The organism is Azotobacter vinelandii CA (genome assembly GCF_000380335.1).
GTDB classification, from domain to species: Bacteria; Pseudomonadota; Gammaproteobacteria; order Pseudomonadales; family Pseudomonadaceae; genus Azotobacter; species Azotobacter vinelandii.
The window spans coordinates 2,855,715-2,870,980 of record NC_021149.1 but is presented as its reverse complement, the minus strand read 5'-3'; the positions used below and the strand labels follow the sequence as shown (position 1 = coordinate 2,870,980).

Annotated in this window: 17 protein-coding genes and 1 pseudogene; 16 read left to right on the top strand and 2 right to left on the bottom strand. The window is 63.1% G+C overall.

Translation table 11 applies throughout. From position 1 onward, the window contains the following. Position 1: 1 nt before the first annotated feature. The 5 genes from flhF to AVCA_RS12685 all read left to right on the top strand — a co-directional run bounded on the left by flhF (position 2) and on the right by AVCA_RS12685 (position 6,163). Entirely contained in the window at positions 2 to 2,278 is a 2,277-nt protein-coding gene (gene flhF / locus AVCA_RS12705; RefSeq protein WP_012701350.1) for a flagellar biosynthesis protein FlhF, read from the top strand. Continuing rightward, the gene (locus AVCA_RS12700; protein ID WP_012701349.1) at positions 2,278 to 2,829 is read left to right on the top strand and encodes a hypothetical protein; all 552 of its coding nucleotides are present in this window, start codon (positions 2,278 to 2,280) and stop codon (positions 2,827 to 2,829) included. The genes flhF and AVCA_RS12700 overlap by 1 nt, the downstream gene beginning before the upstream one ends. Positions 2,830 to 2,855: 26 nt before the next feature. Then, positions 2,856 to 3,251: a flagellar protein FlhE gene (locus AVCA_RS12695; RefSeq protein WP_012701348.1), complete on the top strand. Its 396-nt coding sequence runs from the start codon at positions 2,856 to 2,858 to the stop codon at positions 3,249 to 3,251. 165 nt (positions 3,252 to 3,416) lie between these two features. Then, a complete protein-coding gene (locus AVCA_RS12690) occupies positions 3,417 to 4,112 on the top strand; it encodes an RNA polymerase sigma factor FliA (protein ID WP_012701347.1) in 696 nt (231 codons plus the stop codon). Positions 4,113 to 4,471: 359 nt separating this feature from the next. Then, on the top strand, positions 4,472 to 6,163 hold the full coding sequence (locus AVCA_RS12685; RefSeq protein ID WP_012701346.1) for an HD domain-containing phosphohydrolase: 1,692 nt from the start codon (positions 4,472 to 4,474) through the stop codon (positions 6,161 to 6,163). A 16-nt stretch (positions 6,164 to 6,179) separates the two neighbouring features. Here the strand turns inward: AVCA_RS12685 and AVCA_RS12680 are convergent, their stop codons facing one another. After that, complete coding sequence (locus AVCA_RS12680; protein ID WP_012701345.1) at positions 6,180 to 6,551, bottom strand: flagellar protein FlaG; 372 nt, start codon at positions 6,549 to 6,551, stop codon at positions 6,180 to 6,182. Positions 6,552 to 6,691: 140 nt separating this feature from the next. Here AVCA_RS12680 and AVCA_RS24960 point away from each other — a divergent pair. From AVCA_RS24960 to AVCA_RS12665, 4 genes and pseudogenes are all read left to right on the top strand, one after another. Then, positions 6,692 to 6,823, top strand: a pseudogene (locus tag AVCA_RS24960) (XRE family transcriptional regulator); the annotation flags it as partial. 88 nt (positions 6,824 to 6,911) lie between these two features. Then, on the top strand, positions 6,912 to 7,253 hold the full coding sequence (locus AVCA_RS12675) for a type II toxin-antitoxin system HicB family antitoxin (RefSeq protein ID WP_012701344.1): 342 nt from the start codon (positions 6,912 to 6,914) through the stop codon (positions 7,251 to 7,253). A 201-nt stretch (positions 7,254 to 7,454) separates the two neighbouring features. After that, the gene (locus AVCA_RS12670; protein ID WP_012701343.1) at positions 7,455 to 7,766 is read left to right on the top strand and encodes a type II toxin-antitoxin system RelE/ParE family toxin; all 312 of its coding nucleotides are present in this window, start codon (positions 7,455 to 7,457) and stop codon (positions 7,764 to 7,766) included. A 10-nt stretch (positions 7,767 to 7,776) separates the two neighbouring features. Then, on the top strand, positions 7,777 to 8,064 hold the full coding sequence (locus AVCA_RS12665) for a helix-turn-helix domain-containing protein (protein ID WP_012701342.1): 288 nt from the start codon (positions 7,777 to 7,779) through the stop codon (positions 8,062 to 8,064). Positions 8,065 to 8,221: 157 nt separating this feature from the next. Here the strand turns inward: AVCA_RS12665 and AVCA_RS26420 are convergent, their stop codons facing one another. Next, positions 8,222 to 8,398, bottom strand: coding sequence for a hypothetical protein (locus tag AVCA_RS26420; protein ID WP_012701341.1), 177 nt, complete (start codon positions 8,396 to 8,398; stop codon positions 8,222 to 8,224). A 393-nt stretch (positions 8,399 to 8,791) separates the two neighbouring features. Between AVCA_RS26420 and AVCA_RS12660 the strand changes: the two genes are divergently transcribed. The 7 genes from AVCA_RS12660 to AVCA_RS24955 all read left to right on the top strand — a co-directional run bounded on the left by AVCA_RS12660 (position 8,792) and on the right by AVCA_RS24955 (position 15,254). Further along, a complete protein-coding gene (locus tag AVCA_RS12660) occupies positions 8,792 to 10,114 on the top strand; it encodes a UDP-glucose dehydrogenase family protein (protein WP_012701339.1) in 1,323 nt (440 codons plus the stop codon). 240 nt (positions 10,115 to 10,354) lie between these two features. Continuing rightward, positions 10,355 to 11,125 (top strand): glucose-1-phosphate cytidylyltransferase, encoded by a 771-nt coding sequence (gene rfbF, locus AVCA_RS12655; RefSeq protein WP_012701338.1) that lies wholly within the window; start codon positions 10,355 to 10,357, stop codon positions 11,123 to 11,125. Beyond that, the gene (gene rfbG, locus AVCA_RS12650; RefSeq protein WP_012701337.1) at positions 11,119 to 12,195 is read left to right on the top strand and encodes a CDP-glucose 4,6-dehydratase; all 1,077 of its coding nucleotides are present in this window, start codon (positions 11,119 to 11,121) and stop codon (positions 12,193 to 12,195) included. Before rfbF ends, rfbG begins: the two co-directional genes overlap by 7 nt. Next, the gene (locus AVCA_RS12645) at positions 12,192 to 12,752 is read left to right on the top strand and encodes a dTDP-4-dehydrorhamnose 3,5-epimerase family protein (RefSeq protein WP_012701336.1); all 561 of its coding nucleotides are present in this window, start codon (positions 12,192 to 12,194) and stop codon (positions 12,750 to 12,752) included. The genes rfbG and AVCA_RS12645 overlap by 4 nt, the downstream gene beginning before the upstream one ends. After that, the gene (locus tag AVCA_RS12640; RefSeq protein ID WP_072432748.1) at positions 12,749 to 13,978 is read left to right on the top strand and encodes a class I SAM-dependent methyltransferase; all 1,230 of its coding nucleotides are present in this window, start codon (positions 12,749 to 12,751) and stop codon (positions 13,976 to 13,978) included. The genes AVCA_RS12645 and AVCA_RS12640 overlap by 4 nt, the downstream gene beginning before the upstream one ends. After that, on the top strand, positions 13,975 to 14,463 hold the full coding sequence (locus AVCA_RS12635) for an acyltransferase (RefSeq protein WP_041807221.1): 489 nt from the start codon (positions 13,975 to 13,977) through the stop codon (positions 14,461 to 14,463). The genes AVCA_RS12640 and AVCA_RS12635 overlap by 4 nt, the downstream gene beginning before the upstream one ends. Further along, the gene (locus AVCA_RS24955; protein ID WP_072432747.1) at positions 14,460 to 15,254 is read left to right on the top strand and encodes an NAD-dependent epimerase/dehydratase family protein; all 795 of its coding nucleotides are present in this window, start codon (positions 14,460 to 14,462) and stop codon (positions 15,252 to 15,254) included. The genes AVCA_RS12635 and AVCA_RS24955 overlap by 4 nt, the downstream gene beginning before the upstream one ends. Positions 15,255 to 15,266 lie beyond the last annotated feature (12 nt).

Genomic DNA, 15,266 nt, shown 5'->3' with positions numbered 1-15,266 from the left:
CATGAGCGTCAGACGTTTCGTCGCGCCCAACAGCCGCGAGGCCATGCGCCAGGTGCGCGAGGTTCTGGGCGAGGACGCCTTGATCCTGTCCAATCGTCCCGTCGCCGAAGGCGTGGAAATCCTCGCCCTGGCCGAGGAGGAGCAACAGGCGGCCCAGGCCGCCGCCGCGTCCCCCGCCGTGCCGGCGCGGCCGGCCGCTGCCGGGGAGGCGCACCGGGAGTCCGCTGCCGCGCCGGTCGGGCGGATGCCGGTCCCGCCCGTGCCGACGGCCGTCCCCCTCGATTTCGCTGCCCTCGGCCAGCGCCTGCTCGGCGAGATGCAGGACATGCGCGCCCTGCTCGACCGGCAGATACCGGTCCCGGCGACTGGCGGCGGCTGCCGTGGCCAACTGCGCCAGCGCCTGCTCGGCGCCGGCTTCGGCCCCTGCCTGGGCGACGAGATCCTCGCCGGCCTGCCGGCCGAACTGGCCGCCGGCCCGGCCTCGGCGCCGGCCCTGCAGGCCTGGCTGGAGCGTCAGTTGGAAGCACGCCTGCCGCTGCTCGAAGACGAGGCCGCGCTGCTCGATGCCGGCGGGGTGATCGCCCTGGTCGGCCCCACCGGCGTGGGCAAGACCACCACCGCCGCCAAGCTCGCGGCGCGCTACGTGATGCGCCACGGCGCCAGCCAGGTTGCCCTGATCAGCACCGACAGCTTCCGTATCGGTGCCCATGAGCAACTGCGCATCTATGCCCGCCTGCTCGGCGTCGAGGTGCACACGCTGGCCGCCGTCGCGCCGCTCGAACCCCTGCTCGCCGGACTGGCCGACAAACGTCTGGTGATCATCGACACCGTCGGCATGAGCCAGCGCGACCGCCGCCTGCTCACCCAGATCAATCAGCTCGGCGCCGCCGGCCGCCCGGTGCGGCTGATGCTGCTGCTCAACGCCGCCTGCCACGGTGACACCTTGGAGGAGGTGGTCGGCACCTACCAGCGCGCCGCCCTGGCCGCCGGCGCCCGGTTGCGTGACTGCATCGTCAGCAAGTGCGACGAGGCCGCGCGGCTCGGCCCGGTACTGGACATCCTCATGCGCCACGGTCTGCGCCTGAACTATCTGACCAGCGGCCAGCAGGTGCCGGAAGACCTGCAGGTTGCCGAGGCCCGGCCGCTGCTGCGACAGGCGCTGGCGGCCAGCCAGTCGTCGCCGTTCGTGCCCGAGGAGGCGCTGGACGGCGGCGGACGGCGTCTCGACAGTTGGGCCCGCGGTCTGTTCGGTCGTGGCCGCAGCCTGGCCGCCGCGTTCGAAGGGCTGCGCCGCGAGCTGGATGGCTTCGCCTTGCTGGAGCGCGCCTGGCGCCTGGCCGCCCTGCCGGCCGGCGTACAGGGGGAGCGGCTGGCCCGGCTGCTGGAAGAGGAGGACGAGGCCGCCGACACGGGCGTGCGGCAACTGCTCTGGGGCAGCGGCAAGCCGGTGCCGGGCGCCACCTGGAACATGCCGCTGCTGACGCTGGACCCGGCGGGGCGACTGCAACTCCGTCCCTGGCTGGCCCACCTGTTGCCGACCGGACACGAGCAGCGTCTGGACTGGGCCTTCGAGCGGCTCGAAGCGCGTCGCCACCTGCTGGCGGTGGCTCCGGAGGGCGGCTTCCTGCGAGCCCTGACGCACCTGCGCAGTCCCTGGATCGGCGCGGCGCGTTCCGTCAATCGCGTCGAGTTCCAGGGCGAACGTCACGCCCTGGCGCGCCTGGGCGAGGTCGCCGAGAACCATGGCAGCCTGCAACTGCGCCATCGTGGCCGACCGCTGTGGCTGGAACTACGGTATCTGCCGGTCGCCTTGCGCGTCGCCGGCGAACGTGCTGGGGAGTGGGCACCCTGGCCGCTACAAGCCTGGTTCGGCACCCTGCGCGATGCTGACAGCGGCCGCTCGCTCGGTCAGCGCCACTGGCTGGCCTGGTCGCCCGAGACGGAGCGCCTGGCGCTCGCCGAGCAGGCCGACGGGGTGCGTCTGCTGCTGGCTGGCGAGGATCTGCCGGCGCTGACCTTGCGTGCCTGGCAGGCGCTCGGCGAGCTTCAGGCTCCCCCGCGGACGGAACTGCGGCTGTTCCTCGCCGCCGCCCTGGCCGCCGGCGCCAGCCGCCTGGATCAGTCCGCCGAGGATTGGGCGATGGACCTGCGCGCCAGGCTGGCCGGCCTGGGCGGCGGGCGACGTCCGCGCGGTCCCGCCCAGCAGCTCGATTCCTTGTTGCATCTTTTGGCCGCCGGCGACGCCTTCCGCCAGCTCGGCGACGAGATCGGCCACTGATGGCTGGCCCGGAAGATCAGGATGGCTTCGGTCCGCTCGATCAGGCCGCCGGCCTGCGCCGCTGGGCGGCGCGGCATGGCGCGGACGCCGAGTCCGTCGTCGCCGCGCCATCGGTCGCCGCGCCATCCTCGGACATCGCCGGGACGCCGCGCCCGACCCTGATGGTGGTCGGTCTGCCGTCCGGCTCCCGGCGCCTGGAGCGGGTGCGCCAGGCCCTGCGGCGCTGGCGGGCCAACGGCCATGCCTGGGTCGGTGATCCGGCCCGCTGGCAATTGGTCGCCCTGGCGGAGGACAGTCCGCACCTGCACACCCTGGCCTGCCAGCAGCCGCGCTGGGGCCTGTGGGTCGAGGGCGATCCGGACGGCTTCCGGCGCGCCTACCGGTGCCTGCGCCGCCTGCGCGAGGGTGGCGGACCGATCCGCCTGCTGGTCGTGCATCCGGGCTTCGTCTCGCACGCGGGGCTGCTCGACAACCTGCGCCAGGCCGCGAGCGCTTTTCTCGGGATCGAGCTGCTGCTGTTGACCGAGCGGCCGGCAGGGCCGAGGGGATGAGGTCGGGCCGCCGCGCCGGGACCTTCATGTCCGCCGGACTTCTGCTCGGCCTCTCGCTGGCCCCGCCGGCAAGCGCCGTGGGTGGGCAGGGCGCGCCGGGAAGCTGGCAGGCGCACGTTCCCGGCCCGCGCCTCGCGGTGCCGGGCCGGGAGCGCGCCTCCGTCCCCCTGCAGCCGCCGGATCTTGCCCGTGAGCGGCGTCTGGCCGAGGTGCGCTGGCGCTTCGCGCTGGCGCCCTCGGCACAGGTGAGGGCCTGGCTCTGTCATCCGCAGCGCTGCATCGAACTGCCCCGCAACCGGGGGCGCAGCGCCGCGCTGGCCGGGCTGGACGCCGGCCAGCCGCTGTGGTTCCGCTTTCGCCTGGCGCCCCGTGCCGAACCGCAGCCGGTCGGGGCAATCGAGTTGATCGTCGAGTACCGCTGAAGAGCCCAAAGCCCGGAATAGCCGGTTTCCCCGATGACTGTTCGGTGCTTTCAGGTTTCTGCCGCAAGGTGAGAATGCTGGCATAAGGCCTTCATCCGGTCAGGATCGGTCCCGGCGAAACCAGGCAGGGCAGGCCGTTTTTTCGTCATGCTCCAGGTCAGTGGAATGTATACGGCACAGGGCAAAATCAGACAGCGGGACCTGCTCGAGGAATATCTACCTCTGGTGCGACGGCAGGCCTTGAATCTGCAGACCAGGTTGCCGGCCAGCGTCGAGCTGGACGACCTGATCCAGGCCGGTACCATCGGTCTGCTCGACGCCCTGTCACGCTACGATGCCGCCCAGGGCGCCAGTTTCGCCACCTTCGCCAGCCAGCGCGTGCGCGGCGCCATGCTCGACGAATTGCGCAGCCGCGACTGGGTGCCGCGCAGCGTGCGACGCAACGCCCGCGCCCTGGAGGATACCCTGCGCCAGCTCGAGCAGCGCCTCGGCCGGCCCGCCGAAGAGCGCGAGATCGCCACGTCCATGGGGCTGGACCTCGCCGAATACCGGCAGTTGCTGCTGGACAGCAACGGCAGCCAACTGGTGGCCATCGACGACCTGGGCGAGGACGAGGTGGACGCGATGAGCGTCGGACACTACGCCTCGCCTTTCGTCGAGCTTGCCGAAGGGCGCGATCTGGAGCGCTTGGTCAAGGCCATCGAGGCGCTGCCCGAGCGGGAGAAACTGGTGCTCGGCCTGTACTACCAGGAAGATCTCAACCTCAAGGAAATCGGTGCCGTGCTGGGCGTCAGCGAATCCCGCGTCTGTCAGTTGCACAGCCAGGCGGTCGCCCGTTTGCGCAACGGCCTGGCGGAGTAGCGGACCGAGGCGCCCGGCGCTTTCCCGTCCATTGGCAGTCTTATCGCATCGATTGTCTTCTGCGGATTCAGAGCATTTTCATGAAATGCCCGATCACCGGACTTTCAGCTCCCTCTTCCCCGGTCCCTTTCCCTGGCATGGGAGAGAGGAGACGAGCAGCTCCCTCTCCCCGTGGGGGAGAGGGTTGGGGAGAGGGGCGGCAGACTGGCTGCCAACTTCCCTCTCCCCTGGCCCCTCTCCCAAGCATGGGAGAGGGGAGACAAGCAGCTCCCTCTCCCCTTGGGGAGAGGGTTGGGGAGAGGGGAGGCGGGCACATCGGCCAACGTCCCTAATCCGGCAATGAACGAAGGAAACAGATCTTGGAACAGGCCAGCGATACCTACTCGCGCATCGAGCATCCGGACAAATGTCGCGACCTGCTGGAGCAGCTCTGCGAACAGGGCGGCGCCCGGCTGATCGGCCTGTCGCCGGACACGCCTTCCCTGGCGGTGGTACTCATGGAGGTGGTGCCCGGCGAACGGCTGGTCATCGACCTGACCGCACTACCGGCCGTGGCGCCGCTGCTCGAGTCCGGCGGGTACGACAGCCGTCTCGCCGGACGGGTCGCCAGCACCTTGCTGCGCAGTGCACCGCTGGGCGGCTGGCAGCGCCTGTCCGTGCCGGGACGCGTCCAGTTGGCCTGTCCCTGGCCGGAATGGCTGGAGATCCTGCACCGCCGCAGCGCCTTCCGCGCCGAGTTGCCGACGCGCTTGACGGTGCCGGTCGAAGTTTTGCCGGCCGGGGGAATGCGGCCGTTCGCCGGTCGCTTGCTCGACCTGTCGCAGGGCGGCTGCCGGATCGAGCTGCCGGCCGGTTCCGCCAGCGAATTGCAGGCCGGACAGGTCGTCGAACAGGTCGTCCTGCGCTTTCCCAACGGCCAGCAAATCGGACTGCGGGGGGAAATCCGCCATCGCCAGCTCAACCCCGACTGGAAGGCGGCCCGTTTCGGCTTCGCCTTCGACAGGCCCTCCGCCGATCTGGAGCGCCGGCTGTGGTTCTACGTGCGCGAGATCGAACGGGAAAGCGCCCGTGGCGCGTTCGGCGGTGACTCCGCGCTGGCGCCTTCGCCGTTGTTCCAGGCCGGCCGGGTGGCGCAGGCCGGCGACCCGTCGCATAGCCATGGCCGCGACTACGCCACGCCCATGGCTCGTCGCCTGGCGCGGGTCGCGCTCTATCTGAGCGGGCTGGCCGTGGACCTGCAACATGGCAACGAAATCGAGTCGGCCCGGTTGTCCTGGCACAGCGACTATCTGCTGGGATTGCTCGACGAAGAGCGTCAGGACCTGCTGTTCGCCGCACATTGCCTGGTGGACGACCCGCCACTGATCCAGCATTGCATCGCGGTGGCGGTGCGTCTCGCCGACCTGGCGCGCAGCCGTGACCTGCCCAACGAACTGGTCAAGGCGATCTGCGCCTGCGCCCTGGTCCACGACCTGGGCAAGGCGCTGCTGCCGCCGGAACTGATGCGCAGCGAATCCCTCGATCATCGGCAGCGTGAAATCTTCGGGCGGCATGTGGCGCTGCTGTGCGAGCGGCTAGGCCGCTGCAAGTGGCTGGCCGAGCCGGTGGTTCGTGGCATCGTCGAGCAGATCAACGAGCGACTCGACGGCAGCGGCTACCCGCTTGGCCTGCAGGGCGATCAGCTCGGCGAACTGGCGCGGATGGCCTCCGTGGTCGATGTGATCGACGCCATGGGGCGGCCGCGGCCGGATCGACCGGAGCAAGCGATCAGTGGCGTCTACCGTCAGTTGATCGGCCGCGAGGCGCAGCTCGACCGGCGCTGGCTTCAACACTATATCCAGCGGTTCGGCCTGATTCCGGTCGGCTCGCTGGTACGCTTCGCCGAGGGCGACCTGGCCTGGGTGGAGCGTCTCGACAGCAAGGGAGAGATCGCCCAGGTGCGCTTGGCCAATCAGTCCAGCATGCGCGGCGCGACCCTCAGTACCCCGGTGTCCGGCGAAGAACTGGCCGCCCTGGGGCCCATCGAAGGCATTGTCATTCCGGGTTCCTGAGCCGGATGGGCGGGGCTCAGGCCGTTTCCCGCAGCAGGATGCCGCGCAACCGTTCGAGATTCTCGGCGATGCGCAGCACCTCCTCGCTGGGGATCTGCCGGATCACCTCGCCGCTCTCCCGGTCGACGATCTCCGTGACCACCCGCTGCCCCGGCTCGCTCAGATGGAATTCTACGCCGTAGCTGCTCAGCACCTCGTTGATCCGCTTGAGCGGCTCGACCAGCTCCTCGCGGGCGACCAGCCCCGGCTGTGCGCCCTCGGCCTGTGCCGCAGCGCTCCCAGGGGCCGGCGGCAACTCGTCCAGCGCGTTTTCCAGGCGCTGGCGCGGGGTCAGGTTGGTCAGAGGCGAATTGGAAAGGGTGCCGGCATCGTTCAGCGGCGAGCTCATGGTCGTTCTCCTTGGATGGCTGATTCCAAGAGCCTTATCGGATGGGGGGGTGGAAACTTGAGGGGGCCGTCGCCCTGACGGCAGCCCGTTTCCGCGACTTGTTGAGGAGTGGAAAATGACCGAACGACGCTCGTCGACTCGGTATTACCGGGCCCCGCTTTTCCAATCTCGAGGCCGGCAAGATCAACGCCTTCGGTCTCGACGCCCTGGTGGCGATTGCGGTGGCGGCCGGACTGTCGGTCGGGCTGTCGATCGGTGGGCGGGTGGCTTAGTCATCCGAATCCCGGCGGGTTTTAACGAAGTGAAGGCGTATGTCAAGCAGCAGGTGCTCGAACACCTGAAAGCAGGAGGGCTGCTCCAATGAGCAATCTACTGAATCATCGAGGCTATTACGGTTCCGTCGAAGTCAGTCCCGCGGATAATTGCCTGTTCGGCAAATTGCTGTTCATTCGTGCGCTGGTCAGCTACGAGGGCGAAACGGTGGCGGAGTTGACGGCGGCATTCCGGGCGGCGGTGGACGGGTATCTGGCCGATTGCGAGGCGCTGGGACGAACCCCGGAGATACCCTGCAAGGGGTCTTTCAATGTGCGAGTGGGCCACGAACTGCACATGGCCGCCAGCTTGGCGGCGAGTCGCCAGAACATCACGCTGAACGATCTGACCCGGCGGGCGCTGAGCGAATACATCGCCCATCACACCTGATCGTGTCTCCACGGGTAGCGAGCCTGCTCGCAATGCTTCTGGTGCCGGCCCGGTCGCGGGATCGTCCGCCAGCTTCGGCCATCCGCCTTATCGAAATGCGCGGAAACCCGCCTATAAGGCTGATTATCGGTTTCGATAAAATATCTTGCGGCTCTTATCGAAACCAATAAAATGTTCCGGGCACAACAAGGACTCCATCCGATGAAGGCTGTTGAATTCCTCGCCGACTCCCTTGACCGCCTGCGTGAATTTCCGGCCGATGCCCGTCGAGAGGCTGGTTTCCAGCTGGACAATATCCAGAACGGTATTGAGCCGGCCGACTGGAAGCCCATGAAGACTGTGGGTGCCGGCGTGCGTGAGATCCGTATCCGTGAGGCCTCGGGAGCGTTCCGTGTGATCTATCTGGCCACCCTGCCGGATGCTGTCTATGTGCTGCACTGTTTCCAGAAAAGGACCCAGGCCACGCGAAGGCCGATATCGATCTGGCGGCAGCCCGTCTCCGCGACCTGCTGAGGAGCAGAAAATGACTGAACGACAACGCTTTGCCAGCGTTTGGGATGCCATCGAGGACACCCCGGCCGAGGCCGAGAACATGAAGTTGCGCGCCGCCCTGATGCGTGCCATCACCGAGCAGGCGGCCGCCTGGCCGGGCACCGACAGCGATAAGGCCCGCCGGCTCGGCATTACCGGACCCCGCTTTTCCAATCTCAAGGCCGGCAAGATCAACGCCTTCAGTCTCGACGCCCTGGTGGCGATCGCGGTAGCGGCCGGACTGTCGGTCGCGCTGTCGATCGGTGGGCGGGCGGCTTAGTCATCCGAATCCCGGCGGGTTCCACCCGCCCTACGTTTTGCGCGAACGTCCGGCCATGGCGTGTAGGGCGGGTGAAACCCGCTTTATCCATGAGTCTGGCGCCCAAGGCGCTCAATGCAGGCCTTCGATTGTCGCCAGGACGCTCTGACTTCGGTCATCACCCATCGCGTGCGCATGCTCCTGCCGCTGCTTCAGCGCACGCGCCTAGGGCGATGTAGTCGGCTTTCATGCTCAGATTGCAACCGGTGGACTCGAAGCCCTGTAGCAGCGTCGCGATCCGGGCGAGCAGGGTGTCCAGTTCGTCGATCAGGTGTTGATGGTCGGTGGGGTTCATGTTCCGGTTATGTACCCTCGGCCAGCGCCATAAGTGCTCCGGGGCGGTGACGACTTGTCCAATATCTTTTCCTGACGTTGATGCGATGCTGGATTGACCAGGCGAACGAGAAGAGGCCGACATCGCTCTACAGCAGGCTCATTATCCTTCTCCGAAGGGACTTTCCAAGGCCCCTTATCGGACGGGGAAACCAAATCTTGAACGAATACCGGATCAGCTGCTGCCAGCTTGGCCAAGGCGTTGAGATAGTAGTGGTCGGATTTTCGGCAAGAATCGCAGGTGGCGGCTCCATTCATTCGGACAAGCCCATTCTCCTGCCTGTTTTCGCGCATATGACTTCATGACTGGCAAGGCACTATCGACGGTGTTTCGAGGTGGCACCAAGGGATATGCATGAAGGTCACAGTTTTCGGCATCGGCTATGTCGGGCTGGTGCAGGCTGCCGTTCTGGCGGAGGTCGGCCACGATGTCGTCTGCGTGGATATCGATTCCAATAAGGTCGAGAACCTCAGGCAGGGGATCGTCCCGATCTACGAGCCAGGCCTTGAGCCGCTCGTCCGGCAGAATCACGAGGCCGGCCGTTTGAGTTTCACCACCGATGCGGCGAGCGCTGTCCTGCATGGAGAGGTCCAGTTCATCGCGGTCGGTACTCCGCCGGACGAGGATGGTTCCGCCGACCTGCAGTATGTGCTCGGTGTGGCCGAGACCATTGCCCGGCACATGGATGGCCATTGCATCCTTGTCGACAAATCCACGGTACCGGTAGGCACTGCCGACAAGGTGCGCGAGCGTGTCGCCGCCGTACTCGCCCTGCGTGGGCGCGGAGATCTCGGCTTCGACGTGGTTTCCAATCCGGAATTCCTCAAGGAAGGCTCGGCCGTCGCCGATTGCATGCGTCCGGATCGTATCGTCATCGGTACCGACAATCGGGACAGCGAGGAAGTAATGCGTGAACTGTACGCACCCTTCAATCGCAACCATGAAAAGGTCATCGTCATGGATGTGCGCAGCGCCGAACTGACCAAATATGCCGCCAATTGCATGCTGGCAACCAAAATCAGCTTCATGAACGAAATGGCCAACCTGGCCGAGGCGCTGGGGGCCGACATCGAGATGGTCCGCCAGGGCATCGGGTCCGATCCGCGCATCGGTTATCACTTCATCTATGCCGGCGCCGGTTATGGCGGCTCCTGTTTTCCCAAGGATATTCAGGCTCTGATACGCACCGCCGACGGTATCGACTTCGACGCTAAGCTGCTCAAGGCCGTCAAGGCACGTAACGAGCGACAGAAGACCGTATTGTTCCGCAAGATCGACCGGCATTTCGCCGGGGATCTTGTCGGCAGGACTTTCGCTCTGTGGGGCCTCAGTTTCAAACCGAACACCAACGACATGCGCGAAGCGCCCAGCAGGGTACTGATGGAGGCTCTTTGGCAGGCCGGCGCCAGGGTGCAGGCCTATGACCCGGAGGCCATGGACGAAGCCCAGCGTCTTTACGGCAACCGTGACGACCTGATCCTCTGCGGCACCAAGGAGGCCGCGCTCAGGGGGGCCGAGGCCTTGGTTATTGTCACCGAGTGGCGGGCTTTCAAGGCGCCGGATTTCGACTTTATCAAGCAACAACTCAGGCAGCCGGTGATTTTCGATGGGCGGAATCTGTTCGAGCCGAAAAGAATGGAGCGCAAGGGAATTGTTTATCGCTCTATCGGACGTTGAAGTGGGAGCACTTCTCGTGGCGCTTGCGCAAATCCCCTGAAGCTTTTGTGTGGCTGCAATAAAACTGACTCTTCCGCTCGGAGTACCTTCAATGCCTATTTGCCAATTATAGCTATTACGTGATGAGAGGCCTGGCTGGCCATGAGTATGGTTTGGGTCGCGAGGTCATTGATTAGGGCGCGAAGTTGTGAAGCTCTCCTTTCTGTATGGGGTTCATGTGATTGTTAAAGGAAAGGCTCGATGAAAGCAGTGATTCTGGCCGGTGGCCTGGGTACCCGTATTTCAGAAGAAACGTATTTGCGCCCAAAACCTATGATCGAAATCGGTGGCAAGCCAATTCTGTGGCACATTATGAAGATGTACTCTGCGCATGATGTGAATGAGTTTGTAATTTGCTGTGGTTATAAGGGATATATCATCAAGGAGTATTTCGCCAACTATTTTCTACATATGTCCGATGTTACCTTCGATATGGCGGATAACTACATGGAGGTGCATGAGCGAAAAGCGGAGCCTTGGCGGGTAACGCTAGTGGATACTGGTGAGAACACAATGACCGGTGGACGCTTAAAACGTGTGGGTAAATATCTTGAGAACGATGAGGCCTTCTGTTTTACCTATGGCGATGGTGTAGCGGACGTGAATATTGCAGCCGCAATTTCTTTCCATAAAGCACATGGCAGGCTCGCGACGGTAACGGCCGTGCAACCACCTGGTCGTTATGGCGCGTTGCAACTGGATGGCAAGCGCGTTGCGGGCTTTACAGAAAAGCCCCGCGGCGATGGTGGCCTGATCAATGGAGGCTTTTTTGTGCTTTCGCCCAAAGTCCTCTCTTTGATTGCCGATGACTCCAGCGCCTGGGAGGACATACCACTGATGCATTTAGCCGAGCAGGGAGAACTGATGGCCTTCGAGCACAGCGGCTTTTGGCAGCCTATGGACACTCTACGCGAGAAGAATCTGCTGGAGGCCATGTGGGCATCAGGTGGAGCGCCATGGAAACAATGGTGACATCCGTGCGCCATGCCGCCAGTGTCAACTTTTGGCAAGGGAAGCGGGTTCTGCTGACCGGCCACACCGGCTTTAAGGGCGGTTGGCTGGCATTGTGGCTGCAGAGGCTGGGAGCGGTGGTAACGGGAATCGCTTTGCCCCCCCAGACTAGGCCAAACCTGTTCGAGTTGGCCCGAGTTGCCGATGGTATGCACAGTCATTTCGCCGATATTCGCGATGCAGCAAAACTTATGGAAATAGTGCAAGCCGCGCAGCCAGAAGTGGTGTTCCATCTAGCGGCCCAACCGCTGGTACGTGCAAGCTACCGCGAGCCGGTAGCCACCTTTGCCTCTAATGTGATGGGCACGGTACATGTGCTGGATTCCATGCGTGGCTTGGATAGCGTGCGTGTGGCGGTGATGGTGACCACCGACAAGGTGTACCGCAATCTGGAACATCCCTATCCCTATCGTGAAGACGATGTCTTGGGTGGCCACGATCCCTACAGTGCCAGCAAGGCGGCGAGTGAAATCGTCATTGCCAGTTACCGCGATGCCTTTTTGGCGCAGCAGGGGGTGGCGATTGCCTCTGCCCGGGCGGGAAATGTAATTGGTGGCGGCGACTGGTCGGAAGACCGCTTGATTCCCGATGCGCTGCGAGCCTGGCAGTCCGGTCAGTTGCTGGAGGTCCGCCGGCCCGAGGCCATCCGTCCCTGGCAGCATGTGCTGGAGCCGCTCAGTGGTTATCTAGTACTGGCAGAAATGCTCTGGCATGAACCTGCGCGGGCTGGCGCTTACAATTTCGGCCCGTTCACCCATGAGGCGGCCACCGTGCGGAAGGTCATTGAGATGGCCCGCGAGGCTTACGGCCAGGGTGATGTGCGTTACGGCTATGGAGCCGGATGTCCGCATGAAGCGGGTTGGCTGGCGCTGGAGACCAGTAAGACGCGAGTGGCATTAGGCGTGGTGCCATGCTGGTCACTGGCCGAAAGTGTGAGTCGCACCATTGCTTGGCATCGAGCACAGCACGGAGGGGCCGATGCGCGGGGCTTGTGCGAAGCCGAAATAAAGGCACATGAGACGCGAGTATGAACCGTTTCACAGTTACTGACTTGCCGCTGGCCGGATTGAAACTGGTGGAGCGTCGACGCTTCGGGGATAGCCGCGGTTTTCTGGCCCGTCTGTTCTGCGCGGAGGAGTTGGCTGCTACCGGCTGGCTACAGCCCATCGCTCAGATCAATCACACCTTCACGACCTGGCGCGGCACGGTGCGAGGCATGCACTTTCAGCGTCCACCTCATGCCGAGGCAAAGTTGGTGACCTGCCTGCAGGGAGAGGTTTGGGATGTAGCGGTGGATTTGCGCGCCGGCTCGCCCACCTTTTTGCATTGGCACGCCGAGCGGCTTTCGGCGGATAACGCTCGGGCGCTGCTTATTCCCGAAGGTTTTGCCCATGGCTTCCAGACGCTGACCAATGGGGCGGCGTTGCTGTATTGCCATTCAGCGGCCTATGCGCCTGGCGCCGAGGGAGGGCTGCATCCGCAAGATGAGCGCTTGGGCATCGCCTGGCCTTTGGAGATCAGAGAACTGTCGGTACGAGATGCGATGCATCCGATGGTCGAGGGTGCATTTGAAGGAGTAGCACTTTGAAGTGTCGTCATTGTAGCCGCGACTTGCGCTTGCTTTTCTTGGACTTGGGCTGTGCGCCACCATCCAATGCCTACCTGAGTGAGTCGGGTCTGCGTGGGCCAGAGATGTACTTCCCGTTGCGTCTGCTGGTCTGCGAGTCCTGTTGGCTGGTGCAGACAGAAGACTATGCCGGGCGTGAGGCTCTATTTAGCGAGGATTACGCCTACTTCAGTTCGTTTTCCTCGTCCTGGTTGGCACATGCGGAGCGTTATGCGCGCGCGATGATCCACCGTTTTGGCTTAAATGCCTCCAATCGTGTGGTTGAAATTGCTGCCAACGATGGCTATCTGCTCCAGTACGTACAGGCTGCTGGAATTCCTTGCTATGGAGTCGAACCGACTGCGAGTACCGCCCACGCTGCGCGGGCCAAAGGCATCGATATTGTCGAGCGTTTCTTCGGGGTGGCGTTGGCGGCGGAGCTGGCGCAGGCCGGTCATCAGGCTGATCTGATAGTGGCCAATAATGTGTTGGCCCATGTACCGGACATTAATGACTTCGTCGCAGGTTTTGCCTACTTGTTGAAGCCTGCTGGCGTAGCAACCTTCGAATTCCCCCATCTGTTGCGCATGAGGCAGCAAAGTCAGTTTGATACAGCGTACCACGAGCATTATTCCTATCTATCACTGACTGCTGTGCAATCTATCTTCGCCGCTAATGGTCTGGCTGTGTTCGATGTAGAAGAACTGCCGACTCATGGTGGCAGCCTGCGGGTATTTGCCCAGCGTAGCGATACCTGCATACATGCTGTGTCGCCTGCTGTTGCCGTGTTACTGGGCTGTGAAGTGGCGGTGGGCATGACCAGTGCCTCTTTTTACGGTGGCTTCCAAGCCGAGGCCGAACGGATCAGGGACGATTTGCTGGCGTTTTTGCTAGATGCCAAGCGCCAGGGCCTGAGGGTGGGGGCTTACGGCGCCGCAGCCAAGGGCAACACACTACTCAACTTCGCCGGTGTGCGTCCTGATTTGCTGCCTTATGTAGTCGACAGGAACCCGGCCAAGCAAGGCAAGTTCATGCCAGGTAGTCGGATTCCAATAGTGGCCGAGACGCACTTGTCGACTGATCGGCCCGATGTGGTATTGATCCTGCCTTGGAACCTGAAGAGTGAGGTGGTAGCCCAACTGGCTTACATCCGCGAATGGGGAGGATATTTTGCGACGGCTGTCCCGGCTTTGGAAGTGTTTGCATGATCGATATCCATCCCACCGCTCATGTGTCTTGCTTGGCCGACATCGAAGACTCGATACGTGGGAGTCGCATCGCATTGGGGGCACACTCCGTGATCGATAGTTTCGTCAAGGTCAAACCCGCCGGGGGGCGTGGCGATCTGATCATCGGCGAGCATGTCGTCGTCAATGCGGGGTGTGTGTTCTATACGGGGCACGGTATTCGAATTGGCAACCATGTAGCGATCGCTGCAAATTGCACCTTTGCTCCAGTGAATCATGCGTATCGCGACAAGAGGCAACTCATTCGCGAGCAGGGATTCCTGCCCAGCAGGGGAGGAGTCGTAGTGGAGGATGATGTCTGGATCGGTGCCAACTGTGTATTGCTCGATGGTGCGGTTTTGCGTCGCGGTTGCGTGGTGGCTGCAGGCAGTATTGTCCGTGGCGAGTTGGCTGAGTACACGGTGTACGCGGGGCAGCCGCTGGCTCCGATTGGAAAACGTGAATGAGCCGATTCACAGTATTGGGAGCGTCCGGTTATATAGGTAGCCGTTTGGTGACGCGTCTGCGAGCCGATGGCCATGAGGTGTGGGCGCCCGAGCGTGGAGAGCGTGGTCTTCTAAGCCGTCCGCTGGGGCATGTGCTTTATTGCGTAGGCCTGACAGGCAACTTTCGTACACGCCCCTTTGATACCGTACAGGCGCATGTGGGGTTACTGGCCGAATTTTTGCGACATGCAAAATTCCACACATTACTTTACCTGTCGTCCACCCGCGTCTATCAAGGGGCGGAACGTACCGATGAGGATGCGCCTCTGGTCGTCCGGCCTAGCGTTCCTTCCTACCTGTATAACCTTTCCAAGCTGATGGGAGAATCGCTGTGTCACAGCAGTGGTCGCACAGGCGTGCGGGTTGCCCGCCTCTCGAATGTGGTTGGGCCGGGAATGGACCCGGCCAGCGGTAATCTTGTTGCAACGCTGTTACATGATGCGCTCGCTGGTCATGTGGTTCTGCAAAGTGCCCCCGAAAGCACGAAAGACTACATCCATATTGAAGACGTACTGGACCTGCTGCCACGCATTGGAGTAGAGGGACAAGCCGCCACATATAACGTCGCCAGTGGTGAACAAACGAGCCATGCGCAATGGCTACAGTGGTTGGTAAGAATTACGGGTTGTCGTTATGTGATACAGGCTGGAGCACCACTACAGTCGTTTTTACCCATCGATGTGAGGCGATTACAAACGGAGTTTGATTTTTCAGCTCGGCCGGTATTGGACTGGTCTATTTCATCGTCGTAAGTTCAAATAAAA